The sequence below is a fragment of the Loktanella sp. M215 genome, assembly GCF_021735925.1.
In the GTDB taxonomy this organism is placed as follows: domain Bacteria; phylum Pseudomonadota; class Alphaproteobacteria; order Rhodobacterales; family Rhodobacteraceae; genus Loktanella.
The window spans coordinates 3,097,191-3,124,188 of sequence record NZ_WMEA01000001.1; the positions used below are offsets into that span (position 1 = coordinate 3,097,191).

The 26,998-nt window shown below is 65.9% G+C and carries 28 protein-coding genes; 20 read left to right on the forward strand and 8 right to left on the reverse strand.

Going from position 1 to position 26,998, the window contains the following annotated elements; all coding sequences use genetic code 11:
- Positions 1–13 precede the first annotated feature (13 nt).
- Positions 14–1,048 carry a cysteine desulfurase family protein gene (locus GLR48_RS15385; RefSeq protein WP_237062724.1) on the reverse strand — a complete coding sequence of 345 codons (1,035 nt, stop codon included), beginning with the start codon at positions 1,046–1,048 and terminating at the stop codon, positions 14–16.
- A gap of 78 nt (positions 1,049–1,126) precedes the next feature.
- Positions 1,127–1,585, reverse strand: a complete 459-nt coding sequence (locus tag GLR48_RS15390; protein WP_237062726.1) for an Rrf2 family transcriptional regulator — start codon at positions 1,583–1,585, stop codon at positions 1,127–1,129.
- Positions 1,586–1,772: 187 nt separating this feature from the next.
- Here GLR48_RS15390 and GLR48_RS15395 point away from each other — a divergent pair, with 187 nt between their 5' ends.
- The 9 genes from GLR48_RS15395 to GLR48_RS15435 all read left to right on the forward strand — a co-directional run bounded on the left by GLR48_RS15395 (position 1,773) and on the right by GLR48_RS15435 (position 8,423).
- The gene (locus GLR48_RS15395) at positions 1,773–2,426 is read left to right on the forward strand and encodes an alpha/beta hydrolase (RefSeq protein ID WP_237062727.1); all 654 of its coding nucleotides are present in this window, start codon (positions 1,773–1,775) and stop codon (positions 2,424–2,426) included.
- 5 nt (positions 2,427–2,431) lie between these two features.
- Complete coding sequence (locus GLR48_RS15400; protein ID WP_237062728.1) at positions 2,432–2,650, forward strand: hypothetical protein; 219 nt, start codon at positions 2,432–2,434, stop codon at positions 2,648–2,650.
- An 85-nt stretch (positions 2,651–2,735) separates the two neighbouring features.
- Entirely contained in the window at positions 2,736–3,878 is a 1,143-nt protein-coding gene (locus GLR48_RS15405; protein ID WP_237062729.1) for an HD domain-containing protein, read from the forward strand.
- An 83-nt stretch (positions 3,879–3,961) separates the two neighbouring features.
- Positions 3,962–4,801: a CPBP family intramembrane glutamic endopeptidase gene (locus GLR48_RS15410; RefSeq protein ID WP_237062730.1), complete on the forward strand. Its 840-nt coding sequence runs from the start codon at positions 3,962–3,964 to the stop codon at positions 4,799–4,801.
- 65 nt (positions 4,802–4,866) lie between these two features.
- Complete coding sequence (locus tag GLR48_RS15415; protein ID WP_237062731.1) at positions 4,867–7,086, forward strand: DEAD/DEAH box helicase; 2,220 nt, start codon at positions 4,867–4,869, stop codon at positions 7,084–7,086.
- Between the two features lie 154 nt (positions 7,087–7,240).
- The gene (locus GLR48_RS15420) at positions 7,241–7,396 is read left to right on the forward strand and encodes a hypothetical protein (protein WP_237062732.1); all 156 of its coding nucleotides are present in this window, start codon (positions 7,241–7,243) and stop codon (positions 7,394–7,396) included.
- Between the two features lie 90 nt (positions 7,397–7,486).
- A complete protein-coding gene (locus tag GLR48_RS15425; RefSeq protein ID WP_237062734.1) occupies positions 7,487–7,822 on the forward strand; it encodes a TfoX/Sxy family protein in 336 nt (111 codons plus the stop codon).
- A 56-nt stretch (positions 7,823–7,878) separates the two neighbouring features.
- Positions 7,879–8,052, forward strand: a complete 174-nt coding sequence (locus GLR48_RS15430) for a YqaE/Pmp3 family membrane protein (RefSeq protein WP_237062736.1) — start codon at positions 7,879–7,881, stop codon at positions 8,050–8,052.
- Positions 8,049–8,423, forward strand: a complete 375-nt coding sequence (locus GLR48_RS15435) for a DUF4112 domain-containing protein (RefSeq protein ID WP_237062738.1) — start codon at positions 8,049–8,051, stop codon at positions 8,421–8,423. The genes GLR48_RS15430 and GLR48_RS15435 overlap by 4 nt, the downstream gene beginning before the upstream one ends.
- Before the next feature lie 49 nt (positions 8,424–8,472).
- Here GLR48_RS15435 and ndk read toward each other — a convergent pair whose 3' ends face one another.
- Positions 8,473–8,895, reverse strand: coding sequence for a nucleoside-diphosphate kinase (gene ndk / locus GLR48_RS15440; RefSeq protein ID WP_237062739.1), 423 nt, complete (start codon positions 8,893–8,895; stop codon positions 8,473–8,475).
- Positions 8,896–9,040: 145 nt separating this feature from the next.
- On the opposite strand from ndk, the gene GLR48_RS15445 reads away from it, so the two are divergent.
- The 5 genes from GLR48_RS15445 (at position 9,041) to GLR48_RS15465 (ending at position 14,461) form a co-directional block, all read left to right on the forward strand.
- Entirely contained in the window at positions 9,041–9,667 is a 627-nt protein-coding gene (locus GLR48_RS15445; protein ID WP_237062740.1) for a YceI family protein, read from the forward strand.
- Positions 9,668–9,739: 72 nt separating this feature from the next.
- A complete protein-coding gene (locus GLR48_RS15450) occupies positions 9,740–11,179 on the forward strand; it encodes an alanine/glycine:cation symporter family protein (protein ID WP_237062741.1) in 1,440 nt (479 codons plus the stop codon).
- 42 nt (positions 11,180–11,221) lie between these two features.
- On the forward strand, positions 11,222–13,075 hold the full coding sequence (locus GLR48_RS15455) for an ABC-F family ATP-binding cassette domain-containing protein (protein WP_237062742.1): 1,854 nt from the start codon (positions 11,222–11,224) through the stop codon (positions 13,073–13,075).
- A 164-nt stretch (positions 13,076–13,239) separates the two neighbouring features.
- Positions 13,240–13,866: a MarC family protein gene (locus tag GLR48_RS15460; protein ID WP_237062743.1), complete on the forward strand. Its 627-nt coding sequence runs from the start codon at positions 13,240–13,242 to the stop codon at positions 13,864–13,866.
- Between the two features lie 7 nt (positions 13,867–13,873).
- Complete coding sequence (locus tag GLR48_RS15465; RefSeq protein WP_336886643.1) at positions 13,874–14,461, forward strand: retropepsin-like aspartic protease family protein; 588 nt, start codon at positions 13,874–13,876, stop codon at positions 14,459–14,461.
- A 114-nt stretch (positions 14,462–14,575) separates the two neighbouring features.
- On the opposite strand, the gene GLR48_RS15470 is transcribed toward GLR48_RS15465, so the two are convergent.
- Positions 14,576–15,037 (reverse strand): DNA polymerase III subunit chi, encoded by a 462-nt coding sequence (locus GLR48_RS15470; protein ID WP_237062744.1) that lies wholly within the window; start codon positions 15,035–15,037, stop codon positions 14,576–14,578.
- Positions 15,037–16,503 carry a leucyl aminopeptidase gene (locus GLR48_RS15475; RefSeq protein WP_237062746.1) on the reverse strand — a complete coding sequence of 489 codons (1,467 nt, stop codon included), beginning with the start codon at positions 16,501–16,503 and terminating at the stop codon, positions 15,037–15,039. The genes GLR48_RS15470 and GLR48_RS15475 overlap by 1 nt, the downstream gene beginning before the upstream one ends.
- A gap of 137 nt (positions 16,504–16,640) precedes the next feature.
- Between GLR48_RS15475 and lptF the strand changes: the two genes are divergently transcribed.
- The 6 genes from lptF (at position 16,641) to rsmA (ending at position 24,137) form a co-directional block, all read left to right on the forward strand.
- Positions 16,641–17,771 (forward strand): LPS export ABC transporter permease LptF, encoded by a 1,131-nt coding sequence (lptF, locus tag GLR48_RS15480; protein ID WP_237062748.1) that lies wholly within the window; start codon positions 16,641–16,643, stop codon positions 17,769–17,771.
- Entirely contained in the window at positions 17,768–18,862 is a 1,095-nt protein-coding gene (lptG, locus tag GLR48_RS15485) for an LPS export ABC transporter permease LptG (RefSeq protein ID WP_237062750.1), read from the forward strand. Before lptF ends, lptG begins: the two co-directional genes overlap by 4 nt.
- Positions 18,862–20,964: an LPS-assembly protein LptD gene (locus GLR48_RS15490; protein ID WP_237062752.1), complete on the forward strand. Its 2,103-nt coding sequence runs from the start codon at positions 18,862–18,864 to the stop codon at positions 20,962–20,964. The genes lptG and GLR48_RS15490 overlap by 1 nt, the downstream gene beginning before the upstream one ends.
- 66 nt (positions 20,965–21,030) lie before the next feature.
- Entirely contained in the window at positions 21,031–22,215 is a 1,185-nt protein-coding gene (locus tag GLR48_RS15495) for a peptidylprolyl isomerase (RefSeq protein WP_237062754.1), read from the forward strand.
- Positions 22,216–22,251: 36 nt separating this feature from the next.
- Positions 22,252–23,301: a 4-hydroxythreonine-4-phosphate dehydrogenase PdxA gene (pdxA, locus tag GLR48_RS15500; RefSeq protein ID WP_237062755.1), complete on the forward strand. Its 1,050-nt coding sequence runs from the start codon at positions 22,252–22,254 to the stop codon at positions 23,299–23,301.
- The gene (gene rsmA / locus GLR48_RS15505; RefSeq protein WP_237062756.1) at positions 23,298–24,137 is read left to right on the forward strand and encodes a 16S rRNA (adenine(1518)-N(6)/adenine(1519)-N(6))-dimethyltransferase RsmA; all 840 of its coding nucleotides are present in this window, start codon (positions 23,298–23,300) and stop codon (positions 24,135–24,137) included. The genes pdxA and rsmA overlap by 4 nt, the downstream gene beginning before the upstream one ends.
- A 35-nt stretch (positions 24,138–24,172) precedes the next feature.
- Here the strand turns inward: rsmA and GLR48_RS15510 are convergent, their stop codons facing one another.
- The 3 genes from GLR48_RS15510 to prfA all read right to left on the reverse strand — a co-directional run bounded on the left by GLR48_RS15510 (position 24,173) and on the right by prfA (position 26,996).
- Positions 24,173–24,901, reverse strand: a complete 729-nt coding sequence (locus tag GLR48_RS15510; RefSeq protein ID WP_237062757.1) for a DUF4167 domain-containing protein — start codon at positions 24,899–24,901, stop codon at positions 24,173–24,175.
- Positions 24,902–25,095: 194 nt separating this feature from the next.
- Positions 25,096–25,944 (reverse strand): peptide chain release factor N(5)-glutamine methyltransferase, encoded by an 849-nt coding sequence (prmC, locus tag GLR48_RS15515; RefSeq protein ID WP_237062758.1) that lies wholly within the window; start codon positions 25,942–25,944, stop codon positions 25,096–25,098.
- Complete coding sequence (prfA, locus tag GLR48_RS15520) at positions 25,941–26,996, reverse strand: peptide chain release factor 1 (protein ID WP_237062759.1); 1,056 nt, start codon at positions 26,994–26,996, stop codon at positions 25,941–25,943. Before prfA ends, prmC begins: the two co-directional genes overlap by 4 nt.
- Positions 26,997–26,998: the final 2 nt, after the last annotated feature.

The window sequence follows — 26,998 nt, forward strand, 5'->3', positions numbered from 1 at the left end:
CCTCTCTTGCGGCTCACGCCGCCATCATCCGTTGGGCCTTGGCGCACCACGCATCGGCAAAGCGCAAAACCTCGTCTTCCGTCGTCTCGACACCCAGCGACACGCGCAACGCGCACCGGGCCTGTTCGTCGTCGTATCCCAGCGCCGTCAGCACCGGCGAGGAGCGGACCTTGCCACTGGAACAGGCCGATCCCGCGCTGACCGCGAACCCCGCCAGATCCATCGCCATCACCTGCGTCTCGCCCCGCCAACCGGGACAGATCATGCAACAGGTGTTCGGCAGCCGGTCCAAATCATTTCCGACAAAAATAGTCTGCGGCACGATATCCGCAACCGCCTTTTCTAGAATATTTCTAAGTTCCGCAACCCGCTCCCACGCGCCAGAGGCCAAATCGTCCTGCGCCGCGACAGCCGCCGCGGCCATGCCCGCGATCGCCACGATATTCTCGGTCCCCGACCGGCGGCCCAGCTCCTGCCCGCCACCGCGCAGCTGCGCTGCCACATCGAATCCCTGCGGCACGACCAGCGCGCCGACACCCTTGGGCCCACCGAACTTGTGGCCTGACAAAAACACCTGTTCCACACCGGCCCAGCCATAGGAAAACGCAACCCGGCCAAAGCCTTGCGTGATATCGCTCACGGCCAGTCCCGCAGGCAGCGCCTGCACGATCCCGGTCTCGGAATTCGCAAGCTGCACCACCGACCGTGCCGGCGATGCCACCTGCACCCGCCCCCCCACGACGGCCAGATCGCAATCCACCCAGCCACGCACCGCCTCATGTTCCAGATCCGACCCGTGCAAGCCGCGCCCGGCCAGCGCCAGCGCCGCCGCTTCCGTCGCCCCGGACACAAAGATGACATCCGCCCCCGATGCGCCAACGGCATCGGCCACCGCAGCCCGGCTCCGCTCCAGCAGCGCCTTCGCCGCCCGCCCCTCGCCATGCACGGAACTCGGGTTGCCCACGACATCCATCGCCGCGATCATCGCCGCCCGCGCCTCGGCCCGCAAAGGCGTCGTCGCATTATGGTCCAGATAAACCCGGCTCACCGCGACACATCCTCGCTTTTTCCGAAAATACTCCGGGGGAGGCCCGTCAGGGCCGGGGGCAGAGCCCCCTGAGACATCTCACTCATCGACCACCTCGAACAGTGCCGGCACCGCCGGGCAAGGCGCCATGGCATTGCCCACCACATCACTCAGCCGCGTCTGGTGCAGGAACACATAGACATGCGCGCTCAAGCCCTCCCACAGCCGGTTGGTCAGCGACTGGGCGCGGGACCCCGACGCGCCACCCGAGGCACCCGCCCCCTTGTGCATCGCACTCACCGTCTCGTCCACGGCGCCAAGGATGTCGGACACGCGAATCTCGGACGCAGGACGTGCCAGCCGATACCCGCCACCGGGGCCGCGGACGGAGTCCACCAGCCCCTCGCGCCGCAGCTTCACGAAAAGCTGCTCAAGATAAGGCAGGCTCACGTCCTGACGGCGCGCGATCTCGGTCAGGCTGACCAGCGTGCCGTCCGGCTGCAGGGCCAGATCGGCCAGCGCCACCATCGCGTAACGCCCCTTGGTGCTCAATTTCATCGCAAACGCCCTCCAACCGCCATAAACCCAGTCGCCATAAACATTGACGAACCGCCGCGGCCTGATTAGGTCACGCCAATCCCGCCGCGCGGCTCCGTCGTGCGGATTTAGAATCTTTCTAAGGTGCCCGAGCGTTTTCGTCAAGAATTGACCGCCGCCACGGGCACCCACAGCAGTTGGAACGCGCATGCCCGAAGTCATCTTTCCCGGTCCCGAAGGCCGCCTCGAAGGCCGCTATCATCCGCAAAAGGACCGTGACGCGCCGATCGCCATCGTGCTGCACCCGCACCCGCAGTTCGGCGGGACGATGAACAACCGGGTCGTCTACAACCTGCATTACGCGTTTTACAACATGGGCTTCACCGTGCTGCGGTTCAACTTCCGCGGCGTCGGGCGTAGCCAGGGCGAATATGACCAAGGCATCGGCGAACTCTCCGACGCGGCCTCCGCCCTCGATTACCTGCAGTCGATGAACAACAACGCCAAACACTGCTGGGTCGCGGGCTTCTCCTTCGGGGCCTGGATCGGCATGCAGCTTCTGATGCGCCGGCCGGAAATCACGGGCTTCATCTCGGTCAGCCCGCCCGCCAACATGTATGACTTCAGCTTCCTCGCCCCCTGCCCGGCGTCGGGCCTGATCATCAACGGTGCGGCCGACCGCGTGGCGCCACCCGCCGATACGGTCAATCTGGTGAACAAGCTGCACGACCAGAAAGGCATCACGATCACCCACGAGGAAGTCCCCGGTGCCGGCCACTTCTTCGAGGATCCGCACATGGACCCGATGATCGGCAGCGTGAAAACCTACGTCCGCCGCCGCCTCACGGAAAGCACACGGTAAGCCCCATGTCCTACGTTGACGATGTCGCCCTCGAACTCGCCCAGCTGGCCCTCGCCGATGCGGAACGCACCGGCGAGGACAAGATCGTCGACCAGATCGGAGAGCTTCTGGGCGCCTCCTCCCAGACCCTGCAGGAAAGCTACCTGACCTTCGTCCGCGTGCGCCGGGCCGAGGCGCGCGCGCGCCAGATCCTCGCCGCCCGCGCTGCGAAACCGGACGCTTAACGCCCCGCGCGGTGCGGTTAAGCGTCCGTGAAATATGACATAATATGTTTCGCACGCGAAACATTTGCCTTTTGAAATGTATTTCATGCCCCCCCTATCCGACCGCCTGACCCGCCAGCTTGCCTTCCTGTCAGAGGCCGACCGCCTGAAATCCGTGGTCCGGGCCAACGTCCTGATGGACGGCTCGCGCCATGAAAATTCCGCCGAACATTCCTGGCATCTGGCCCTCTGGGCGCTGGTCTTCGACGCACCCTGCGCCACGATCCACATGGCGCTGCTGCACGACATCGTGGAAATCGACGCGGGCGATCACCCGATCCACCTGCCCCAGGACCATGCCGCGATCGCGATCAAGGAACGCGCCGCCGCCGACCGGCTCTACCCGATCCTGCCCGCCGATCAGGCCGCGACCTTCCGGAGCATCTGGGAGGCGTTCGAGGACGCCACCACCCCTGCCGCCCGGACCGCCCGCATCCTCGACATGGCCCAGCCGCTGATGCAGGAACTGGGCAACGTGGCCCAGACCGAGACAGAGCGGGACATCATCCGCGCCCTCCTCGCCACCGGGCGCCCCGCCGCCCTCGCCAATGACTGGCCGGAGCTCTACACTTATGCCCTCGGCCTGCTCGACCACACAGGCTTCCGCCTCGATCCCGACACCACCGCCCGCCTGCGCTTTCTGGCCGAGGCGGACCGGCTGAAGACGGAATTGCGCGCGACGACCCTCTTCGACGGCTCGCGGCGCGAGAACAGCGCAGAGCATAGCTGGCATCTGGCGCTCTTTGCGCTGACGCTTTCGGAACACGCCATCCGTCCCGTCGATACCGACCGCGTCATCGCCATGCTGCTGATCCACGACCTTGTGGAAATCGACGCAGGCGACCTGCCCATTCATACCACCGCCGCCGACCAGAACGCCAAGGCCGCCGACGAGGCGCGCGCCGCGGACCGGCTCTTCGGTCTGCTGCCGGGCCAGCAGGGGGCAGCCCTCCACGCGCTCTGGACGGAATTCGAGGCGGCCGAGAGCGACGACGCGATCTTTGCCAAGGCGCTGGACCGGGTGCAGCCGGTGATGGCCAATCTGGCGACGGATGGCGGCACGTGGCTGTCCTACAACGTGACCCGCGACCAGTTGCAGTCGCGCGTCGGTGACAAGGTCACGCGTGGCGCGTCGGCCCTGTGGGACGCCATCCTGCCGCAAATCGAGGCGTTTTTCACCGAAGCGTGAGGCGTCAGCCCAAGCGGCGCCCTGACCGCTGGTCACGGCAGACCTCATCAGACATGGTCGCGACAACCGCCACAGGATATCCCATGCGTCCCTTCTCGACCCTTGCCCTGCGGTATCCCGCCGCCGTCGCTGCGGTGATCCTCGGGCTTTTCGCGGTTTGGTTCGCGCTGCCGACGATTCTGGCAACGCCTGTGGATGCGACGGGCGGCACCGGCACCTTCGATCTGTCGGACCTGCGCCCCTATATCGTGACCGAGGCGACCGTCGCCACCGCGCTGCTGGTGCTAATCGCCCTGTGCCGCTGGGGCCGCTTCACCGGGTTGCGCGGTCCGGTCGACGCTAAGGGCATTCGCCTGTCCCTTTGGTATCTGGTCCCCGGCCTTGTGATCATAGCACTGGTCTGGGGCGGTCTGCTGACGGCGGGGACGGATCAGGCGCTGGGACGGCAGATCGCCATGATCGCCGTGATGACCCTGCTGATCGGACTGTTCGAGGAGACGTTGTTCAGGGGCGTCGTGCTGAACGGGTTGCGGACCCGGATGAGTCCGGGGCTGGCGGTCTTGGTGTCCGGGGTGCTGTTCGGCGTCTTTCACGTGGTCAATGCGCTGGTCGGTCAGGATATCGCGCTGACCGCGATCCAGATCGTCAGCGCCACGGGGCTTGGGTTGTTCTTTGGTGCGATCACCGTGCAGGCGCGCAGCGTTTGGCCGGCGATTCTGCTGCACGCGATCTGGGACGCCTTTGCCCTGTCGATGGCGCTGGCGTTCCGCCTTTCGCCACAGGCCGCCACGACAACACTTCCGCAACCGGGATATGCCGCATTGATCGGACCGGCCCTGCTGACCTTTGCCGCCTGGCGCATCCACCGGCGCTGGCGCAGGCGGACCGCACAGGCGGAAGAACGCCAAATGCCCGCCATTTGAGGCTGGACAGACAGGGTCAAGGGGCATAGGGCGCGAAGCTTATATTCAGACCGGACCCTTGCCCCATGATCGATTCCCTTGCCAAAGCCCTTGCCGAAAAGGGCTATGACGCCCTGACCCCCGTGCAGGAGGCCGTGACCGATCCCGCATTGGACGGGCAGGATCTGCTGGTCAGCGCGCAGACCGGGTCCGGCAAGACCGTGGGCTTCGGTCTGGCGATCGGTCCGACCATTCTGGCCGAGGACGGCACATTTGGCCCGGCCGGCCGCCCGCTTGCGCTGATCGTGGCGCCGACGCGGGAACTGGCGCTGCAGGTCAAACGCGAATTGTCGTGGCTTTACAAGGACACCGGGGCCGTTCTTGCATCCTGCGTCGGCGGCATGGATGTGCGCGACGAACGGCGCAGCCTTGATCGCGGGGCGCATATCGTCGTGGCCACGCCCGGTCGTCTGGTCGACCACATCAAGCGCAGCAACATCGACCTGTCCGACATCCGCGCCATCGTGCTGGACGAGGCGGACGAGATGCTGGACCTCGGATTTAAAGAAGACCTGGAATTCATTCTGGGCGAGGCCCCGCCCGAGCGCCGCACGCTGATGTTCAGCGCCACGGTGCCGCCGATGATCGTGAAGCTGGCAAAATCCTACCAGCGTGACGCGGTGCGCGTCGCCACGACCACCAAGGAGGGCCAGCACGCCGATATCGAATACCGCGCGCTGAGCGTCGCCCAGCATGACGCCGACAATGCGATCATCAACGTGCTGCGATTCTACGATGCGCCCAACGCCATCGTCTTTGCCAACACCCGCGCGATGGTCACGCGGCTGACGACGCGGCTGAGCAACCGTGGATTTTCCGTGGTCGCCCTGTCCGGCGAGTTGAGCCAGCAGGAACGCAGCCACGCGCTGCAGGCGATGCGCGACGGGCGGGCGAAGGTCTGTGTCGCCACGGACGTCGCTGCGCGCGGCATCGACCTGCCGAACCTTGAGCTGGTGATTCACGCCGAACTGCCGACCAATGCGGAGATTCTGCTTCACCGGTCCGGCCGGACGGGCCGTGCGGGCCGCAAGGGTATTTCGGCCATGATCGTGACGCCCAAGATGCGCCGCCGGGCCGAGAACCTGCTGACATGGGGCAAGCTGCAGGCCACCTGGGCGATGCCGCCCTCTGCCGACGAGATCCTGCGAAAGGATGAAGAGCGTCTGCTGAACGACGAGATCTGGTCCGAGACGTTCACCGAGGACGAGACCGCCTTTGCCGCGCGTCTGCTGGAGGCGCATGACGCGACCCAGATCGCCGCGGCCTATCTGCGTCTGTATCAGGGCAAGCAGTCCGCCCCGGAAGATCTGACCGAATACAACGCTCCGCCGCCGCGCGAAGGTCGCGAGACCGCGCCGAAAGAGCGCAAGGAGCAGTTCGGCCCGTCCAAGTGGTTCCGCGTGAACGTGGGCCGCGACCAGAAGGCCGAGGCGCGCTGGCTGCTGCCGATGCTGTGCAAGGCCGGTGACATCACTAAGAAGGAAATCGGCGCGATTCGGATTCAGTCGGACGAGACCTTCGTCGAGATTGCCGAAAGTGCCGCCGCCGGTTTCATGGCCGCCGTCGGTCCCGACATGGTGCTGGAGAATCAGGCGGAACTGTCCGAGGTCGACGGTATTCCGCAGATTTCCGACCGTGGCGCGCGTCCCGACAAGAAAGCCTACGTCAAGCGCGACGATGCGGCGCCCCGCGCCTACAAGCCGCGCGACACGACGCCGCCGCCGCCCAGCCGTCAGGATGACGTGGCCGCGATTGCGCCCGTGTCCGGCGACGCGCCCAAGGAACGCAAGCCGCGCGCCAAGCCCTTTGCCAAGCCAGAGCGCAAGGATCATGGCGACGCCGTCGTCGATCTGAACAAGAAGGCGAAACCGGTCTGGAAGGGCAAGTCCGACGAGGCCCGCCCGGCCCGTGCCCCCTACCGCGCCGTTGGCGATGCCAAGCCTGCCTACAAGGGCAAGACCGATGGCAAGCCTGCGTGGAAGGGCAAGTCCGACGACAAGCCCGCCTACAAGGGTAAGGCTGACGGCAAGCCGCCCTATAAGGGCAAAAGCGACGGCAAGCCCGGCGAAAAGCCCGCGTGGAAAGGCAAATCAGACGCCAAGCCCGCGTGGAAGAAGCCTGACGGCGCACCTGCGAAACCGAAGGCCAGCGCCTCCGACACCTCCAAGCGGTTCGTGCCGCCGGGGGCGAAGGCGGGACCCCGCAAGCCCGCAGGCAAGGGTCCGCTGAAGCGTGGACCGAAGTGACGATTGTGGCGGCGGCCCGGTTGAAAATGCCTTAATTCCGCCACAGTTGTGCCCAGAGCGCGACACGATTCGACCCCATCCTCAACACATCGTCCGGCAAGAGGCGATGGGTTGGGGAACGACAACAACCGACGGCAACTTTACAGGACCTAAAATGGCCAGCCAGCACCCCGCCCAGTCAGAGGCAGAGAACCAGCAACAGGGCGACACGCACGCCCTGCCGCAGCAGACAGGCACCCCCTTGGCGCCGCAACCGATGCAGCAGCAAGAACAGCAGATCCCGATGTTCCGGGATTTCGCCAGTATCTGAGCGACGCAATTTGTCCGCACCGCCGATCCTCCCATCGGCGGTGCGGATTTTTCCCTTTGCGGTGGGCGCGCGCCTGTTCCACGATGGCGCATGACCGCAATTTCCAGCATCCGCAATCTTGGCCCCGCGATGGAAACCGCATTCCGTGATGCGGGCATTCCCGATGCCGAAACGCTGCGCGCCCTTGGCGCCAATGCGGCCTATGCCAAGTTGCTGGACAATGGCCACCGCGCGCATTTCATTTCCTATTACGTGCTGCACATGGCGTTGCAGGGCCGCCCCTGGAACGACTGCAAGGGGGCAGAGAAGACCGCCCTGCGCCAGCAGTTCGACGCGCTGAAGGCCACGCATGGCGATGCGGGCCGGTCGGAGCTGGAGGCGTTTTTGGACAGGATCGGTGTGACGGACCGCCACCTGCGCGACTGAGGGAACCGTTGTGCGCGCCTGCGCATTGATTTGGTGAACACTGCAAGGAGATCACCATGACCCTCGTCCGCATCATCCTGTCCGTCCTGATCCCGCCGCTGGGCGTCTTTCTGAAAGTCGGACTGGGAGGCCAGTTCTGGCTGAACATCCTTCTGACCATTCTGGGCTACGTCCCCGGTCTGGTCCACGCGATCTGGATCATCAGCCGCAGCGAGCCGGTTGCCGCATGACCGATCATCACGCGAGATTGCAGCGGCTGGAAAAGGTGGCGCACCGGATGGATTCGGCGATCCGGATTCCGGTCATCGGGCTGCGGGTCGGCTACGATTCGATCATCGGGATGATCCCGGGTGTGGGCGATCTGTTGACGCTGGCACCCTCTGCCTGGATCATCTACGAATCCAAGCGGTTGGGGGCGCCGGCGCATGTCATCAGCCGGATGGTGGCGAATACGGCCACCGACACGCTGGTCGGCATGATCCCCCTGATCGGCGATCTGTTCGACGCCACGTTCAAGTCGAACCGCAAGAACGTTGCCCTGCTGCGCGCCCATCTGGAACGCAAAGGGGCCGTCCCGACAGGACAGCCCCGATTCGCCTGAACCGGCGAAAATCATGCAAAGGCGGGCACTTGGCCCGCCTTTTTCATGTTCAGCCGACCAGTTCGAGGCCGGAGAAGAAATAGGCGATCTCTTCCGCTGCGGTTTCCGGCGCGTCAGAGCCGTGGACCGAGTTTTCACCGATCGACAGGGCGAAATCCTTGCGGATCGTGCCCTCTGCCGCGTCGGCGGGGTTGGTGGCGCCCATGACGTCACGGTTCTTCTGGATGGCGTTTTCGCCTTCCAGCACCTGCACGACGATCGGCTCGGAAATCATGAACTCGCACAGCTCGCCAAAGAAGGGGCGGTCCTTGTGGACGCCGTAGAATTCCTGCGCCTGGGCCAGCGTCAGCTGGATGCGCTTGGAGGCGACGACGCGCAGGCCGGCATCCTCGAACTTGGCGATGATCTTGCCGGTCAGGTTGCGCTTGGTGGCGTCGGGCTTGATGATGGAGAAGGTGCGCTGAATGGCCATGTTGGTGCCTCTGTCTGAATGTGCCGCACTGCGGCGTTGAATGCTGGCGCTGCCCTAGCATGGCCCCCGCGCGGTGAAAAGGCTTTGCCTTGACACGTGGGACAGCCGGGCCTTGACTGGCGGGCGACCCGATACGGAGTGTCCCATGCGCCTGTCCGTCCTTGCAGCCCTGATCCTTTCTGCCGCCCCGGCGCTTGCGCAGGATACGCCGACCAGTTTTCCGGCACAGGATTTCACGCTGGATCCCGCCCACGCCAGCGTCGTGTTTTCGGTCAATCATCTGGGGCTGTCGCATTACACCGGAGAGTTCGACACGCTGGAGGGGACGCTGCGGTTGGACCCTGCCGCACCGCAGACCGCTGATGTGTCGTTCACGATCAATGTGGCCTCGTTGGATCTGAACACACCGCCGCTGGGGTTTCGCGAGGAATTGCTGGGGCCGAACTTCTTTGACGCGGACGTTTTTCCGCAGATCACCTTTGTCAGCACGCAGGTCGCACGCACGGGCGACACCACGGCCGACGTCACCGGCGATCTGACGATGCACGGGGTAACGCAGCCGGTGACGCTGCAGGCGACCTTCAACGGTAATACCACCGCAGGCATGTTCGAGCCTTGGGTGCGGATCGGCTTTTCCGCGGTCGGAGAGGTCAGTCGCACGGCCTTTGGCATGGGGATGGGCGTGCCGGAGGCGGGCAGTACCATCGGCGTCGGCGATACGGTCACCGTCCGGATCGAGACCGAGTGGACCGGCGCAGATATCACGAAATAATACGCATGCGGGTTTGTCAGGCCGGCACAGGGCACTAGGGTTGAGTCACAATCAGTTGAAAGGACCTGCCTCGTGAATGCGATCGTCGATTTCCTGAACACGGTGCTATGGGGGTATGTGCTGGTTTACGGCCTGCTCGCCGTCGGCATCTTCTTTACCATCCGGCTGGGCTTTATCCAGTTCCGCCATTTCCCCGAATACTTCCGCGTCATCACCGGGTCGCGAGAGACCTCTGGCGAGGGCATCAGCCCGTTGCAGGCGCTGACGATTTCGCTCGCCAGCCGCGTGGGCACCGGCAACCTCGCGGGGGTGGCCGTCGCCATCTATCTAGGCGGGCCAGGGGCGATCTTCTGGATGTGGATGGTGGCGCTGGTGGGCATGGCCACGGCTTACGCCGAATCGACGCTGGCGCAGTTGTACAAGGTGCGCAACGGTGACGGCCAGTATCGCGGCGGGCCTGCGTTCTACATGGCCGCCGGTGTCGGCAGCCGCGCGATGGGTTACGCGTTTTCGATCTGCCTCATCCTGTCGTTCGGCCTGATCTTTTCCGCCGTGCAGGCAAATTCGATCTCTGAAGCCATGACCGAAGCCTTTGGCGTGCCGGGCATCGTCACCGGCGTCGTGATCGCAGCCTTGGCGGGCATCGTGATCTTTGGCGGCATCCGGTCGATCGCCAATGTGGCGGACAAGATCGTGCCGGCGATGGCCGGCATCTACCTGCTGGTCGCGATCTACGTGCTGGTGATCCACATCACCGAGGTGCCTGCGATGCTGGCCCTGATCGTCAAATCCGCCTTCGGGTTCGAGCAGGCGGCGGGCGGCTTCACCGGCGGCATTATGGCGGCCCTGATGAACGGCGTGAAGCGGGGCCTGTTTTCGAACGAGGCCGGCATGGGATCGGCGCCGAACATCGCCGCTGCCGCCGTGCCGGACCCGCACCACCCGTCAAGCCAAGGTCTGGTGCAGGGTCTTGGCGTGTTCATCGACACGCTGATGATCTGCACGGCGACCGCCCTGATGATCCTTTTGTCCGGTGCGGTGGACTACGGCCCCGACGGCGCGCAGGGCATGGTGCTGACGCAGAATGCCCTTGGGGAACACATCGGTGTCGCAGGTCCCTATTTCGTCGCCATCGCGATCCTGTTCTTCGCCTTCACCTCGATCATCGGCAACTACTCCTATTCCGAATCCGCTATGGAGTTTCTGGGGCTGGGGGGCCGTGTGCCGCTGATGATCCTGAAGGCGCTGGCCATGGCGATGGTGATCTGGGGCGCGGTGCAGCCGGTGTCGGCGGTCTTCAATCTGGCCGACGCCAGCATGGCGGTGATGGCGACGATCAACCTTGTCGCGATCCTGATCCTGTCGAAAACCGTTGTGGTGCTGACCAAGGACTATTTCGGCCAGAAGGCGGCAGGCCGCGTGCCGCTGTTCCGGTTCAGCGAACACCCGGATATCGACAAGGGCGTGGACCCCAGTATCTGGAACCGCGACGTCGCGCAGGAACGGCAATAAAGCACGCTTTCCCATGGCCGCCGCCTCTGCTATGCGGCGGCCATGCTCAAAATCTCAGACATCACATATTCCGTCGAAGGCCGCACGCTGCTGGAAAACACCAGCGTGACGATCCCCACGGGTCACAAGGTCGGTCTGGTCGGTCGCAACGGCACCGGCAAGACCACCCTTTTCCGCATCATCCGGGGTGAAATGATCCTCGACACCGGCACGATCAGCCTGCCGAAGGGCTGGAAGATCGGCGGCGTCAGCCAGGAGGTGCCCGGCAACGAGGTCAGCCTGATCGACACGGTGCTGCGCGCAGATACCGAACGCGAGGCGCTGCTGGCCGAGGCCGAGACCGCCACCGACCCCATGCGCATCGCCGAGGTGCAGACGCGCCTTGCCGACATCGATGCATGGAGCGCCGAAGCGCGGGCGTCCACGATCCTCAAGGGTCTGGGGTTCACGGACGAAGAACAGCGCATGCCCTGTTCGGCGTTTTCGGGCGGCTGGCGGATGCGCGTGGCACTCGCCGCGGTGCTCTTCGCGGAACCCGACCTGCTGCTGCTGGACGAGCCGACCAACTACCTCGATCTGGAAGGCGCGCTGTGGCTGGAGGCGTATATCGCCAAGTATCCACACACGGTGCTGATCGTCAGCCACGACCGCGAGCTTTTGAACCGGTCCGTCGGCGGGATCCTGCATCTGGAAAACAAGGGGCTGATCTATTACACCGGCACCTACGACCAGTTCGCCCGGCAACGCGCGGAAAAGATTGCCCTTCTGACCTCGGCCGCGAAAAAGCAGGACGCCAAGCGCGAGCATCTGCAAAAATTCGTCGACCGCTTCAAGGCGAAGGCGTCCAAGGCCAAGCAGGCCCAGTCCCGCGTCAAGGCGCTGGAGAAGATGGAGACGATCCGCGTCCCCGCCGACGCCGCGCGCACGGTCTTTACCTTCCCCGAGCCCGAGGAGTTGTCGCCCCCCATCATCAGCGTCGAAGGCGGCGCCGTGGGTTACGGCAACACGATCGTGCTGCATGACCTGAACCTGCGCATCGACCAGGACGACCGGATCGCCCTGCTGGGCCGCAACGGCGAGGGCAAGTCGACCCTGTCGAAGATGCTGTCGAACCGGCTGGAACTGGCCCGCGGCAAGATGGTCACCTCCAACAAGCTGCGCATCGGCTTTTTTGCCCAGCATCAGGTGGACGAGCTGCGGATCGAGGAAACCCCGCTGGAACACCTGCTGCGCGAACGCGCCGAGGAAGGTCAAGCGAAACTGCGCGCCCGCCTCGCGGGCTTCGGCCTTGGCGCCGATCAGGCGGATACAGAGGTTGGGCGTCTGTCCGGCGGCCAGAAGGCCCGTCTGTCGCTGCTTCTGGCCACTCTGCCCGCACCACACCTGCTGATCCTCGACGAGCCGACGAACCACCTCGACATCGAATCCCGCGAGGCGCTGGTCGACGCGTTGACCGCCTATTCCGGTGCGGTGATCCTCGTCAGCCACGACATGCACCTGCTGTCGATGGTCGCGGACCGGCTGTGGCTGGTGAAGGGCGGCAACGTCAAACCCTACGATGACGACCTCGAATCCTATCGCAAGATGCTGCTGACTCCCGAAAAGCAGCAGGAGAAGGCCAAGGCCGCCGCCCCCGTGGTCAAGAAAGCCACGCGCGAGGAAATCATGGCCCTGCGGTCCGACGCCCGCAAAAGCGAGGAGCGTGTGCAGAAGATCAACGACATGCGCGACAAGCTGGCCAAGAAACTCGCCGACCCCGCCCTCTACGAGGATGCGCGGATCGGCGAACTGGCGACGTGGAACAAGAAATACGCCGAAGTGATGGACGGCCTCGGTCGCGCCGAGGCCATGTGGATGGCAGCCCTTGAAAAACTGGAAAAGGCCGAGAAGGCCTGACGCCCTCCTCGCTTTTTCCTCAAATACTCCCGCCGGAGGCTCCGGCGGCAGACCGGGACGGCACCTGACCTTCGGCGTGCATCCCTTTGATCTAAAACACCAATCGCCCGCCACGAAAATTTACCCGAGGCAAAACTCACCGCAGAGGCATTCGAGGCCACCACATGACCGACCTGCCCACCCTGATCGCCGCCTTCACGGCCATGTTCATCGTCATCGACCCGATCGGTCTGGCGCCGCTGTTCATCGCCATGACCCAAGGCATGTCACAGGCGCAGCGCCGGGCGATCGGCGTGCGCGCCTGCACCGTGGCGATCGGGCTACTGCTGCTTTTCGCGGTCTGCGGCGAGGCGCTGCTGGAGTTCATCGGCATCTCGATGCCGGCCTTCCGGATCGCGGGCGGTGTGTTGCTGTTCATCACGGCCCTCGACATGCTGTTCGAGCGGCGTCAGGCGCGGCGGCAGGACAATGCTGATGACGCCGTCGATCCCGCCCACGATCCGTCGATCTTCCCCCTCGCCATTCCTTTGATCGCGGGGCCGGGTGCCATCGCCACGATCATCCTGCTGACCGGGCAGGCCGACAGCGCGCTGGGGTTCGGGGCGGTGCTGGGCGTGATGATCCTCGTCATCGCAATGGTTTTCGCCATGTTCATGGCCGCCGGCCTGCTGGAGCGGCTTCTGGGCAAGACCGGCATCAATGTCGTCACCCGCCTTTTGGGGATGCTGCTGGCGGCGCTGTCGGTGCAGTTCATCCTCGACGGGCTGAAGGGTTTCGGTCTGGCGGGCTGACCCCTATATGGGTGTCATGGACACCGACCGCATCATGCAGATCACCTACCTGACCCTTTTGGGGGGTGCGATTGCCGTCAGCTATATCGTCAGCCAGCGCGGGCAGATGGGCAAGGTGGCCCAGCAGGCCAGCATCTGGGGCCTGATCTTTGTCGGCGTGATCGCCGCCGCTGGCATGTGGGGCGACATACGCCAATCGATTGCCCCGCAGCAAAGCGTCATGACCGGCGGAGACATCGTGTTGCCGCGGCAGGTGGATGGGCATTTCTATGCGCAATTGGACGTGAACGGGCATCCGGTGACCTTCATGGTCGATACCGGCGCCAGCCAGATCGTGCTGAGTGCGGCGGACGCCGCCCGTGTCGGGATCGACACCGCCACGCTGCGCTACCTCGGGCAGGCCAGCACGGCGAACGGCGTGGTGCGCACGGCGCTGGTGACGCTGGACAGCGTGACGCTTGGCGACGTGACACAGGCCGACGTGCGCGCGGTCGTCAATCAAGGCGCGATGGACGGATCGCTTCTGGGGATGACCTACCTGCGGAACTTCAGCAATATCCAGATGACCGCCGACGATTTGATCCTGACGAGGTAGACCGATGCGCCGCCCCCTTTCGACACTTGCCCTGATGCTGGTGACAGCGATGATGCTGACCGCCTGTGCCAGCCCGAACGCCCTGCCAGAGAATTTCGATTCGAGCTTTGCCTATTAGGCGCCGCCGCTTTCGGCCTTCTTGATCCAGCGGCCGTCGTCCTGCGCCCAGTATTGTGCCGCGACCGCAGCCGCCGTCAGCGCCTTCCACTGACCGCGCGCCCGTTGCAGGGCGTCGCCGTCGTGGCCGTCGAAGAGGACGCAGGCGCGGGCAGCTGTCGCGATCTCGGCGGGCGTCAGGTCGGCGCCGTCAACGCTCATCACGCAGTCAAAACCTTCCGCAGGCGTGTCGATGCCCAGCAGGATCGGCTGATCGGCGTCGTGATCACCGGCCATTCCGTGCGCGCGAAAGCTGTCGGGCGGACCCTGCCAGAGGACCGCATCCAGCCGTTCCAGCAGCGGCATGCGCCGCCCCCGGATCAACACGCGCCAGCCCTGCCCGGCCGCCCGGTCGACCAGTTGCGGCAGCGCCTGGTCGATCGGGCTTTCGGTCAGATGATAGAAGTAGACCGCCCCCATCAGTGCTCGTAACGGTCTGCGATCAGACGGTTCAGCGCCATGACGCCCCAGCCGGTCGCGCCCTTGGGGGCGAGCGGTGTTTCCGCCTTGATCGAGGCGACGCCAGCGATGTCGAGGTGGCACCACGGCACGTCGTCCTTGACGAAGCGTTTCAGGAACTGCGCCGCCGTGATCGACCCCGCCAAACGTCCGCCGGAGTTTTTCACGTCGGCGATGTGGCTGTCGATCATCTTGTCATAGGCCTTTGACAGCGGCAGACGCCAGGCGCCTTCGCCCTCGGATTCGGCCGCCTTGAGGAACGCGTTCGCCAGATCGTCGGAGTTGCTGAAGACGCCCGCGTTTTCATGGCCCAGGGCCACCAGCACGGCACCCGTCAGCGTCGCGAGGTTGATCATGCCGGTGGGCTTGAAGCGGTCTTGGGCATACCAGAGCACGTCGGCCAGCACGAGGCGGCCTTCGGCGTCGGTGTTCACGACCTCGATTGTGTCGCCCTTCATGGAATGCAGCACGTCGCCGGGGCGATAGGCGGTCGATGACGGCATGTTTTCGACGATGCCGACGAGGCCCACGACGTTGGCCTTGGCCTTGCGCAGGGCCAGTGTCCGCATCACGCCAGAGACGACGCCGGCGCCGCCCATGTCCATCGTCATGTCTTCCATGTTGGCACCGGGTTTCAGGCTGATGCCGCCGGTGTCGAACACGACGCCCTTGCCCACCAGCGCAAAGGGCGCCTCGTCCCCGCCGCCGTTCCACTGCATGACGACGACCTTGGAGGGGCTGGCAGAGCCTTGCCCCACGGCCAGCAGTGCGCCCATGCCGAGTTTCTTCAGGTCGTCCTCTTCGAGGATCTCGACCTCCAGCCCCAGTTCCTGCATCGCCGCCAGACGTGCGGCGAAATCGTCGGTGGTCAGCACGTTGGCGGGTTCGTTGGTCAGGTCGCGGGTGAAGAAGACGCCTTCGGCGATGGCCATGCCGGTCTGTGCGGCCTTCGCGGTGGCTTCGGGGTCTTCTGTCATGATCGTGACGTTGCCCGGCGGGTTGCCCTTGTCCGACTTGTGGTCGGTGAAGTTGTAGCCGCGCAGAGCCAGCCCCAGTGCGATGTCGGGGGCGTTGGCGGTCTTGCCCAGCAGCAGCGTCATCGGGTGCTTGCCCTGCGCCTTGGCCAGTTGCGCGCCGATGCGGCGGGCGGTGGTCTGATCAGGCCGGGGGCCGGATTTGGCGACCAGCACGGCGTCTGCGGCAAGACCTGTTGGATACGACAGGCGCATCACGTCGCCGTCTTTTGCCTTGGCGAAGGCCTCGCTCTCGGCCAGACGGGCGAGCGCCTTGCGGGTCAGGGTGTTCACGCGACGGGCATTGGCGTCCATCTTGCCGCCCTCGCCCACCAGCACGGCAATCAGGCCGGTCACATCGGCCAGCGTGTCAGTGTCTGTGGCGGCAAAGCGGATATCGGCGATCTGAGTCATGGTCGGGCCTTTCGAGCGGCTTCAATCGGGGTTGCTGCCTTGCTAGCGGTCCCGCGCCGCAATGACCAGTTTGCAGTTTCGGAAGCGGCAGCCTTCGGCTAGTTTGCCGCAACCTCTTGCACGGGACTTCGCCAGACGTGGGACGCTTCGACCGCTACATGCTGAGCCAGCTGATGGTGACCTTCGGGTTCTTCTCTCTGGTGCTGGTGATGATCTACTGGATCAACGCCGCGGTGCGGCTGTTCGACCAGCTGATCGCGGGCGGTCAGGGGATCGGCGTCATCGTAGAACTGGTCGCCCTGTCGCTGCCCAACGTGATCCGGCTGGCGCTGCCGCTGTCGGCCTTTGCGGCGAGCGTCTATGTTACCAACCGGATGATGCAGGACAGCGAGCTGGTGGTGATGCAGGCGACGGGGTTCAGTCCGTGGCGGATGGCGCGCCCGGTCCTTTATTTCGGGCTGATCGTGGCGGTCCTGATCTCGATCCTGATGCAGGTGCTGGTGCCGCTGTCGACGACGGCGCTGAACGTGCGGCAGGCGGAAATCGCGCAGAACATCACCGCCCGCATCCTGACCGAGGGGCAGTTCATCGAACCCACACCGGGCATCACGATCTATATCCGCGCGATCACGCCCGAGGGGGAGTTGCAGGACGTCTTCCTGTCGGACCAGCGCGATCCGGCGACGCAGACGACCTATACGGCGCGGCGCGCCTACCTGGTGCGTGACGCGGGTGATGCGCAGCTGGTCATGGTGGATGGCATGGCGCAAAGCCTGCGCAGCAGCGACCAGCGGCTGTTCGTCACGGATTTTCAGGACTTTTCCTACAACATCGGCAACCTGATCAAGATCACCCCGCGCGACAGCCGCACGGCGCGCGAGCTGTTCATCAATGATCTGCTGAACCCGACCGCAGCGCTGGAGGCCGAGACCGGCCGCACCGCGGCGCAGCTGGTGACAGAGGCGCACGACCGCATCAGTCAGGCGCTGCTGGGGACGGTGGGCGCGCTGCTGGGCTTTGCCGCCTTGATGCTGGGCAGCTTCAGCCGGTTCGGAGTCTGGCCGCAGATCATCTTTGCCATTTTCCTGATCATCGTCATCAAGGCGCTGGAGACGACGGGTCTGAACATCGCGCGGACCACGCCGCAGGTCTGGTTTGCGACCTATCTGTCGGTCGCCGTGGGCTTTGCCATCGTGACGGCGCTGCTGTTTGTCGCCGCACGCCCCTACCTGTTCCGGCGCACCCCGCGACGCGGGGTGGCGGCATGATCCTTGATCGGTATTTCGCGCGGCGGTTTCTGCGGATCTTTGTGGGCATGTTCGCGGTCTTTACCATCATCCTGACGTTTCTGGGGCTGGCGGACAACCTGCGCCGCTATGGTGGCGATACCGCGGGCTTTCGCGACATCCTGAACCTTGCCCTGCTGGACGCGCCGCAGGGGGTATACCAGATCCTGCCGTTGATCATGATCATCGCCAGCGTCGCGCTGTTTCTGGGGCTGGCGCGCACGTCGGAACTGGTCGTCACGCGCGCCGCCGGGCGGTCGGGGTTGCGTCTGCTGGTGGCGCCGCTGGTGACGACCCTGCTGATCGGGGCGCTGTCCGTCGCGGTGCTGAACCCCCTTGTCGCAGCCACATCGCGGGCGTTCGATGCCAAGGTGGCCGACCTGCGCGGCGCGGGATCGGTGCTGAGCCTTGCGTCGTCGGGCCTGTGGCTGCGGCAGGGCGATGCGGACGGGCAGACGGTCATCCACGCGACCAGCACCAACCTGTCGGGCACGACGCTGTCCGGTGTGACATTCCTGACCTACGCCCCCGACGGCATGCCGCTGGCGCGGATCGCGGCGGACAAGGCCGTGCTGAACGACGGCGGCTGGGACCTGAGCGGGGTCAAGACGTGGCCGCTGGACACCGACACCACGCCAGAGGCCGCGGCGACGCTGGCGGCGACGGACCGGATCGCGTCGACCCTGACGGCGGACCAGATCCGCAACAACTTCGGCACGCCCAGCAGCATTTCGATCTGGGATCTGCCTGCGTTCATAACGCGGTTGCAGGCGGCGGGATTTTCGGCGCAGCGCCATATCGTCTGGTTCCAGATGGAGCTGTCGCAGCCGCTATTTCTGGCGGCGATGATGCTGATCGGGGCGGCCTTCACGATGCGACCGCAGCGCGGGGGGCGCGTGGGGCTGAACGTGATGATCGCGATTCTGCTTGCGTTTTCAATTTACTTCATCCGGAACTTCGCGCAGATCCTGGGCGAGAACGGGGATGTACCGGCAGCCCTTGCTGTCTGGGCGCCGCCGCTGGCGGCGGCGGGTCTGGCGATGGGCATCCTGTTGCAACGCGAGGACGGGTGATGCGGTTTTTCTGGGTATGTCTGGCGCTGTTGCTGCCGCAGGTGGCTGTGGCGCAGATGGCCGCGACGCTGGTGGCCGACGATGTCTTTGTCGAGGGGCAGAACCGCCTGACGGCCACCGGCAATATCGAGGTGCTGTATGACGGCAGCCGTCTGACCGCGTCCCGCGTGATCTATGACAAGGCAGCAGACCGGTTGCGGATCGAAGGGCCGATCCTGATTACCGGCCCGGACGGCGAGATCCTGACCGCCGATCAGGCAGACATGGACCCGAAGCTGGAAAACGGCGTGCTGCTGGGCGCGCGGCTGGTGCTGGACCAGCAACTGCAGCTGGCCGCGAACCAGATCGACCGGGCGGACGGACGTTATAGCCAGCTGTACAAGACCGCCGTGACGTCCTGTCAGGTCTGTGGCGGGCAGAAACCGCTATGGGAAATCCGGGCGGAAAAGGTGATCCACGACGCCGAGGCGCAGCAGTTGTATTTCCGCAATGCGACGTTCCGGGTGAAGGGGGTGCCGATCCTTTATCTGCCCTATCTGCGGCTGCCGGACCCCAACAACACCCGTGCGACGGGCCTGCTGCTGCCGCGGCTGCAGTCCAGCAACCGGCTGGGGATCGGGATCGAGGTGCCCTATTACATCGCCCTGTCCGACAGCCGCGACCTGCTGCTGACGCCGTATCTGTCGTCCAACAGCCGCACGCTGACGACGCGCTACCGGCAGGCGTTCCGCAACGGCACCATCGCGATCACCGCCGCCGGGTCGAACGACGATCTGGGCGTGTCGGACGGATTGCGCGGCTATGTCTTTGCTGAAGGCGACTTTGCGCTGGCGAACGGGATCAAGCTGCGGTTCGATATCCAGAGTGCCTCCGACGCTGCCTATCTGAGCGATTACGGCGTCACGGATGTCGACCGGCTGTCGAGCATCGTGGCGCTGACCAAAGTGACGGAGGACATGCTTTGGTCCACCAGCCTGTCCTATTACCAGACCCTGCGGACGGGCGAGCGCAACGCCAGCCTGCCGCCGCTGGTCGCGAGTGCAGGCCTCGTGCGGCGGTTCTATCCTGCGGCGGGTGGCACCGTCACGGCCACCGCCAGCGCCGACACACTGCTGCGCTATGGCAGCGCCACCGGGCAGTTGGGGCGCGATGTGACGCGCACGGGCGGCAGCCTGCGCTACATGCGCGACTGGCTGAGCGGGAGCGGCGTGCTGCTGACCGGCACGGGGGCGCTGACGGCGGATGTCTGGCAGGTGAACGACAGCACCCAGTTCGATGCGACGATCGCGCGGACAGTTCCTTACGCGCAGGTGCTGCTGCGCTATCCGCTGGTGCGGCGCAATGGACGCACGCGGCACGTGCTGGAACCGGTCGCGGCGCTGTCGTGGTCCCGCACCCTTGGCAGCACGCCGCCGAACGAGGACAGCACCCGGCCCGAGCTGGACGAAGGCAACCTGCTGGCGCTGACCCATTTCCCCGGTCAGGACGCGGCCGAGGACGGGTTCCGGCTGGCGCTGGGCCTGACCTGGACCCGCGCGGGGTCCGAGGGTGTGACCTCGACCCTCGGGTTCGGGCGCATCCTGCGGGACACGGCCGATCCGCAGTTCACCCGGACGTCCGGTCAGACCGGCGATGCGTCGGACTGGCTGGTGGCGGGGCAGATCATCCTGCCGCGCGGGCTGACCTTTGACGGACGCGCCCTGCTGCAGGACGATGGCACCACGACGCTGGCCACCGCGCGGGTGTTCTGGAGCCGGCCAGAGGTGCAACTGGCCGGCGGCTATATCTGGCAGCAGGCCGATGTGGCGGGCGGACGGCCCGGCACGGTGTCGGAATACAGTCTGGACGGCACGGTGCAGCTGACACCCGCCTGGGACGTCAGTTTCGACACCCGCTATGACATCGCGCGCGACAGCCCGGTGCGGGCGGGGTTCGGCGTGGGCTGGCGGAATGAATGCGTCACCGTCTCGCTTTCGGTCTCGCGCCGCTATGCGTCTTCGACTACGCTGCAGCCAACGACGAACTACGGCCTGTCGGTGGCTTTGCAGGGGTTTTCCGCCAATGGCGTGCCACGCATCACCCCCGCCACCTGCCGCAAATGACATCACGCCAGCCGGACCCGGTCCGGCCCCGACCCGACGACACATAGACGATAGGACCACCCCCCGATGCGCCTGACCGCCCTTCTGACTGCCCTGCTGCTGCCCCTTGTCGCCACCGGTGCGGTGGCGCAGGGCCAATTCTCGCCCGTCATCACGGTGAACGACGATGCCATCACGGGATACGAGCTGGACCAGCGGCAGCGCCTGCTGACCCTGTTCCGCACCCCCGGCGACGTGGCGCAGCTGGCCCGCGAACAGCTGATCGAAGAGACGCTGAAGCAGGAAGAGCTGGACCGCCGCGGCGTCACACTGCCGCCGGAAGCCCTTGCCGGCGAAGTCGATGCCTTTGCCGAACGGGGTGGATTGTCGACCGAGCAGTTCCTGCAGGTGCTGAACCAAGGCGGCGTGGCGCCGACGACGCTGGAGCAGTTCGTGCGCGTGGGCGTCACCTGGCGCGATTATATCCGCCAGCGCTACGGCGCGCAGGCGCAGATCAGCGATGCCGAGGTGGAGCGGGCCGCCAACCAGCAGGGCAGCAGTGCCGACGCGCTCGAAGTCCTGCTGACCGAGATCATCATCCCCGCCCCGCCGCCCCGCGCGGCCGAGGCGAACGCGATCGCCGAACGGATCAGCCAGACCCGGTCGCAATCGGCGTTCGAGGCGGCGGCACGGCAGTATTCCGCCCTGCCCAGCCGCAGCAACGGCGGCCGTCTGAACTGGCTGCCGCTGTCGAATTATCCCCCCGCGCTGCAGGGGCTGATCAGCTCTCTTGCCGTGGGCGAGGTGACGGCGCCGATCCCGATCCCGAACGGCGTGGCGTTGTTTCAGTCGCGCGGCATCCGCGAGGTGAAGCAGCCCCGCGCGCAGCCGACCAGCGTCGATTACGCGACCTATGCGGTCGGTGGTGATGCCGCCGCGGCCGCCGCCGTGGCCCTGCGCGTCGATACCTGCGACGACCTTTACGGGATGGCCAAGGGGCAACCCGAAGGCGTTCTGACCCGTCAGACCGTGTCGCCCGCGCAGATCCCGCAGGATGTGGCGCTGCAACTGGCGCGGCTGGACCGGAACGAAACCTCGGTCGGGCTTGCGCGGGGCAACGCAACGCTGCTGGTGATGATGTGCGGCCGGACCTATGGCGATGCGGCCGCCGACCCCGAGGCGCTGCGCGGCCAGTTGCAGAGTCAGCGTCTGGAAGGTTTCGCTAACGCCCTGCTGGCCGATCTGCGTGCGGCGGCCACGATCCGTCCATGACGGTCTTGCGGGCGATGGGCGCGTGACGGTGTCGGCATGAGTGCGGTTGACGGGCCACAGGCCGCGGCGCAGGCGCCGATCGTGATCAGCTGCGGCGAACCTGCCGGCATCGGGCCAGAGGTCGCCGTGGGCGCCTGGCGCGCGCTGGGGGCCGAGATGGCCCTGCTGTGGATCGGCGATACGGCGCATCTGCCGGATGGCACGCCGCACCGGGTGGTCGCTTCTGCGGCAGAGGCGCACGGTCCCTGCCCCGATGCGCTGCCCGTGCTGGCACGCGACTTTGGCGGTCCGCGTCGTCCCGGCCAGCCGAACCCGCGTCATGCGCAGGGTGTGATCGACGCGATTGCCGAAGGCGTGCATCTGACGATGACCGGTCAGGCCCGCGCGCTGTGCACGGCGCCGATCAACAAGGCGGCGCTGATCGACGGGGCGGATTTCGCCTATCCCGGCCATACGGAATACCTCGCAGCCTTGGCAGGCGATGTGCCGGTGGTGATGATGCTGGCCTGCGCGCAGCTGCGCGTGGTTCCCGCGACGATCCATATCCCCCTGTCGCAGGTGCCCGCCGCCCTGACCGCCGAGAGCCTGCGCCAGACCCTGCGGATCACCCATGCCGCCCTGATCCGTGATTTCGGCATCATGGCCCCCCGGATCGCCGTGGCTGGCCTGAACCCGCACGCGGGCGAGGACGGCAAGATGGGGGACGAGGAGATCGCGATAATCGCACCCCTGCTGGACGCGTTGCGCGGCGATGGGATGATCCTGCGTGGCCCGCTGCCCGCGGACACGATGTTCCACGCGGGCGCGCGGGCGGGCTATGACGCGGCGGTCTGCATGTATCACGATCAGGCGCTGATCCCGATCAAGACCATCGACTTTGCCGGTGGTGTAAACGTGACGCTGGGCCTGCCTTTCGTGCGGACCTCGCCGGATCACGGGACGGCCTTCGATATCGCGGGCACCGGTGTGGCGGATGCGACGTCGATGATCGCGGCGTTGCGGATGGCGCGCGACATGGCTGATGCGCGGACGCGTGGCGATGTGGGAGCCTCCGGCGGGAGTATTTGGGAAAAAGCGAGGACATGAGCCAGATCGATGATCTTCCGCCGTTGCGGGCCGTAATCGAGACGCACGGGATCGCGGCGAAGAAATCGCTGGGCCAGAACTTTTTGCTGGATCTGAACCTGACGGCAAAGATCGCGCGGATGGCGGGCGATCTGAAGGGGTCGGATATCCTTGAGATCGGGCCGGGACCCGGCGGGTTGACGCGCGGGTTGCTGGCCGAAGGCGCGCGGCGGGTGCTGGCGATCGAGAAGGACGCACGCTGCATCGCGGCGCTGGAGGAGATCGCGAGCGCCTATCCGGGGCGGCTGGAGGTCGTGAACGGCGATGCGCTGGAGATTGATGTGGCAGGGCGGCTGACGGCCCCGATCCGGGTCGCGGCCAACCTGCCCTATAATATCGGGACGGAACTGCTGGTGCGGTGGTTGTCGCCGCCCGCATGGCCGCCGTTCTGGGAGAGCCTGACGCTTATGTTCCAGCGCGAGGTGGCGCAGCGGATCGTGGCGATGCCCGGCGACAAGGCTTACGGGCGCCTCGCGCTGCTGGTGCATTGGCGCACGGATGCGCGGATTGTCATGGACCTGCCGCCGGAGGCGTTTTCGCCGCCGCCCAAGGTGAGTTCCGCTGTCGTGCATCTGACCGCCCTGCCCGCACCGCGCTATCCGGCGGATGCCGCGATGCTGAACCGGGTCGTCGCCACCGCATTCAACCAGCGGCGCAAGATGCTGCGGTCGGCGCTGAAGCCTTTGGGCGCGGATGTGGAGGATCATCTGAACGCGGTGGGCATTCCGCCCACGGCGCGGGCCGAAGAAATCGGGCTGGAGCAATTCTGTGCCCTGACCCGCAGCCTGACCCCCTGATGTGAAAAAGGCCCCCGGTGCGGGGGCCTTTTCATCTATTCGGAGGCGTCTGGCGCCGGTTGGGCCGGTGCCGCGTCGGGCTTGGCGCGCGGCTTGCGCGGGGCGCGGGTTTTGCGCGGTTTCGGCGCAGGCGCGTCACCGCGGGATTCCGGCGTATCGACAAGGGTGCTGTCGCTGTCAGAGGCCTCGACCGGGGTCTGTGGCGCATCGGTCTGCGGGCGCGGCTGGTCGCTGTGACGCGGCTGATCGTTCTGACGCGGCTGATCCGCGTTGCGCGGCTGGTCGTTCTGGCGGGGTTGGTCGGTCTGACGCGGTTGGTCGTTCTGACGTGGCTGGTCGGCCGTCTGGCCGCCCGATGCCTCTTCCTGCGCGCGCAGGCGTTCGTTGCGTTCGCGGTCACGGTCGGCCTGACGCTGGCGGTTCAGCTCTTCCTGCTCGTTGCGCTCGCGGTCGCGTTCGGCCTGCCGGGCGCGGTTCTGCTCTTCCTGCTCTTCACGCTGGCGATCGACCTCGCGCTGCGCCTCGGCCAGCATCCGCAGGTAGTGTTCCGCGTGCTGGGCGAAGTTTTCGGCATTCACCCGATCGTTGCTCAGCTGCGCGTCGCGGTGCAGCTGGTTGTATTTCTCGATGATCTGCTGCGGAGTACCGCGCACCTTGCCATCCGGGCCGGAGCTGTCGAAGACCCGGTTGATGATGTTGCCGCCTGTGGGGCGGTTGGTGTTGCGGTTCTTGTTGCCCCGCGACCGTGACTTCGATGATCTCATGTGAACTTCCGTCAAGCCCTTGGCTTTGTTGCGCTGGTCCCCGCAGGTCCGTGCCTTGTGCACGGCGGGCGACGAAGCGGTGTCTGGCGGCTAACCGGAGAGAGCGCGTGAGCACTCTGCGCGCCGGTTGATCTGAATTTGCACGTAGGGGCTCCGGTGGCAAGCCAAAAACGTCAGTGTGACCCGCTGTCGCGTCAAACGCGCGGTTTTTGCCCTGCCACGACGCGGTCCCGCCCGTCGAGGTCGGGTGACACGGTGATCGCGGTCAGGCCGTGGGTGCGGAAGAGGTCGCTGACGACGGGCCCTTGCGTAGGGCCGATTTCTACGATCAGCCAGCCGCCCTGCACCAGATGCGCGGGGGCGGCGTGCAGGATGCGGCGATAGGCGCCAAGGCCGTCGCCTTCGTCCGTCAGGGCAAGGCGCGGCTCGTAGAGGCCGACGTCGGGGGCCAGAGCGGCGTAGTCGTCGAGCGTGATGTAGGGCGGGTTCGACACGATCAGATCGAAGGCGGCGGTGCTGACGGGCAGCGCGCCGAGCCAGTCGCCGGCGTGGAACTGGACCCGGTCGCCAAGGCGCAGGTTGGCCGCGTTGCGCATCGCCACGGACAGGGCGGCGCGCGACAGGTCGGTGCCGATACCGAAGGTCTGGTTGCCCCGTTCTGCAAGCAATGTCAGCAGGATGCAGCCCGAACCTGTACCAAGGTCCAGCACCCTTCGCCACGGCCGGGCCAGCGCCGTTTCGATCAGGATCTCGGTCTCTGGCCGGGGGTCGAGGACGTCCGGTGTCACCTCGAACACGCGGCCGTGGAACTGGCGCGATCCGGTCAGATGAGAGACCGGGACCCGGCGGGCGCGCTGGGCGACGATGCCGTCGTACAGCTGCACGATGCCGGGCGGGACGGTGTCCTGCGCGATCAGCGTGATGCGGCTGGCCTCGATTCCCATGACGTGGGCGGCGAGCCTGCGGGCGTCGCGGGGGGCGTCGGGGATGCCTGCGGCGGTGAGGGTCTGGATGCCTTGCCGCAGCAGGTCGGACCAGATCATGCGCCCATCTCGGCCAGAAGCTGGGCCTGTGCGTCCGATTGCAGGGCGTCGATGATGGCATCGAGGTCGCCCTGCATCACCTGCCCCAGCGAATAGAGCGTCAGGTTGATGCGGTGGTCGGTCAGGCGGCCCTGAGGAAAGTTATAGGTGCGGATCCGTTCCGACCGGTCGCCGGTGCCGATCTGCGCCTTGCGGTCGGCGGAGCGTGCGCCATCGATTCGCTGGCGTTCCAGATCGAAGAGCCGGGTGCGCAGCACGTTCATTGCGATCTCGCGGTTGCGGTGCTGGGATTTTTCGGCGCTGACGACGATGATGCCCGTCGGCAGGTGCGTGATGCGGACGGCCGAATCGGTCGTGTTGACGTGCTGGCCGCCGGCGCCGCTGGCGCGCATCGTGTCGATGCGGATGTCGGTGCTGGGGATCTGAACGTCGACCTCCTCTGCCTCTGGCAGGACGGCGACCGTCGCGGCAGAGGTGTGGATGCGGCCGCCGCTTTCGGTTTCGGGCACGCGCTGGACGCGGTGGACGCCGGATTCGTATTTCAGGCGGGCAAAGACGCCGTCGCCCGCGATCCGCGCGGTGACTTCCTTGATGCCACCGAGTTCGGTGTCGCTTTGATCGAGGATCTCGAACTGCCAGCGCTGGCTTTCGGCATAGCGCTGGTACATGCGCAGCAGGTCGGCGGCAAAAAGCGAGGCCTCGTCGCCACCAGTGCCGGGGCGGATTTCCAGAAGCGCCGGGCGCGCGTCGGCGGCGTCGCGGGGCAGCAGGGCCAGTTGCACGGCCTTTTCGCTGACCGCGAGCTGGTCGCGCAGGTCCGGCAGCTCCTCCTCCGCCATGCGGCGCATTTCGGGGTCGGACAGCAGGTCCTCGGTCTCGGCGATCTGGCGGATCAGGTCCTGATAGGCGCGCAGGGTGCCCACCACGGGGGTCAGGTCGCTGTATTCCTTGGCCAATGCGGCGATGTCGGCGCCTGCGACGTCGCCGGACATCTTCGCCTCCAGAAACTGGAAGCGGTCGATGATCTGGGCCATGCGGTCTGCGGGTATCATGG

Excerpts from the sequence above, each read along its gene's own strand:
- ndk (WP_237062739.1), bottom strand. The coding sequence starts at position 8,895 with ATGGCCATTCAGCGCACCTTCTCCATCATCAAGCCCGACGCCACCAAG.
- GLR48_RS15495 (WP_237062754.1), top strand. The coding sequence starts at position 21,031 with ATGCGCCTGACCGCCCTTCTGACTGCCCTGCTGCTGCCCCTTGTCGCC.
- GLR48_RS15510 (WP_237062757.1), bottom strand. The coding sequence starts at position 24,901 with ATGAGATCATCGAAGTCACGGTCGCGGGGCAACAAGAACCGCAACACC.
- GLR48_RS15390 (WP_237062726.1), bottom strand. The coding sequence starts at position 1,585 with ATGAAATTGAGCACCAAGGGGCGTTACGCGATGGTGGCGCTGGCCGAT.
- GLR48_RS15400 (WP_237062728.1), top strand. The coding sequence starts at position 2,432 with ATGTCCTACGTTGACGATGTCGCCCTCGAACTCGCCCAGCTGGCCCTC.
- GLR48_RS15490 (WP_237062752.1), top strand. The coding sequence starts at position 18,862 with ATGCGGTTTTTCTGGGTATGTCTGGCGCTGTTGCTGCCGCAGGTGGCT.
- GLR48_RS15455 (WP_237062742.1), top strand. The coding sequence starts at position 11,222 with ATGCTCAAAATCTCAGACATCACATATTCCGTCGAAGGCCGCACGCTG.
- GLR48_RS15430 (WP_237062736.1), top strand. The coding sequence starts at position 7,879 with ATGACCCTCGTCCGCATCATCCTGTCCGTCCTGATCCCGCCGCTGGGC.
- pdxA (WP_237062755.1), top strand. The coding sequence starts at position 22,252 with ATGAGTGCGGTTGACGGGCCACAGGCCGCGGCGCAGGCGCCGATCGTG.
- rsmA (WP_237062756.1), top strand. The coding sequence starts at position 23,298 with ATGAGCCAGATCGATGATCTTCCGCCGTTGCGGGCCGTAATCGAGACG.
- GLR48_RS15405 (WP_237062729.1), top strand. The coding sequence starts at position 2,736 with ATGCCCCCCCTATCCGACCGCCTGACCCGCCAGCTTGCCTTCCTGTCA.
- GLR48_RS15475 (WP_237062746.1), bottom strand. The coding sequence starts at position 16,503 with ATGACTCAGATCGCCGATATCCGCTTTGCCGCCACAGACACTGACACG.
- GLR48_RS15465 (WP_336886643.1), top strand. The coding sequence starts at position 13,874 with ATGGGTGTCATGGACACCGACCGCATCATGCAGATCACCTACCTGACC.
- prmC (WP_237062758.1), bottom strand. The coding sequence starts at position 25,944 with ATGATCTGGTCCGACCTGCTGCGGCAAGGCATCCAGACCCTCACCGCC.
- GLR48_RS15420 (WP_237062732.1), top strand. The coding sequence starts at position 7,241 with ATGGCCAGCCAGCACCCCGCCCAGTCAGAGGCAGAGAACCAGCAACAG.
- GLR48_RS15445 (WP_237062740.1), top strand. The coding sequence starts at position 9,041 with ATGCGCCTGTCCGTCCTTGCAGCCCTGATCCTTTCTGCCGCCCCGGCG.
- GLR48_RS15435 (WP_237062738.1), top strand. The coding sequence starts at position 8,049 with ATGACCGATCATCACGCGAGATTGCAGCGGCTGGAAAAGGTGGCGCAC.
- GLR48_RS15460 (WP_237062743.1), top strand. The coding sequence starts at position 13,240 with ATGACCGACCTGCCCACCCTGATCGCCGCCTTCACGGCCATGTTCATC.
- prfA (WP_237062759.1), bottom strand. The coding sequence starts at position 26,996 with ATGATACCCGCAGACCGCATGGCCCAGATCATCGACCGCTTCCAGTTT.
- GLR48_RS15470 (WP_237062744.1), bottom strand. The coding sequence starts at position 15,037 with ATGGGGGCGGTCTACTTCTATCATCTGACCGAAAGCCCGATCGACCAG.
- GLR48_RS15415 (WP_237062731.1), top strand. The coding sequence starts at position 4,867 with ATGATCGATTCCCTTGCCAAAGCCCTTGCCGAAAAGGGCTATGACGCC.
- GLR48_RS15395 (WP_237062727.1), top strand. The coding sequence starts at position 1,773 with ATGCCCGAAGTCATCTTTCCCGGTCCCGAAGGCCGCCTCGAAGGCCGC.
- GLR48_RS15410 (WP_237062730.1), top strand. The coding sequence starts at position 3,962 with ATGCGTCCCTTCTCGACCCTTGCCCTGCGGTATCCCGCCGCCGTCGCT.
- lptG (WP_237062750.1), top strand. The coding sequence starts at position 17,768 with ATGATCCTTGATCGGTATTTCGCGCGGCGGTTTCTGCGGATCTTTGTG.
- GLR48_RS15425 (WP_237062734.1), top strand. The coding sequence starts at position 7,487 with ATGACCGCAATTTCCAGCATCCGCAATCTTGGCCCCGCGATGGAAACC.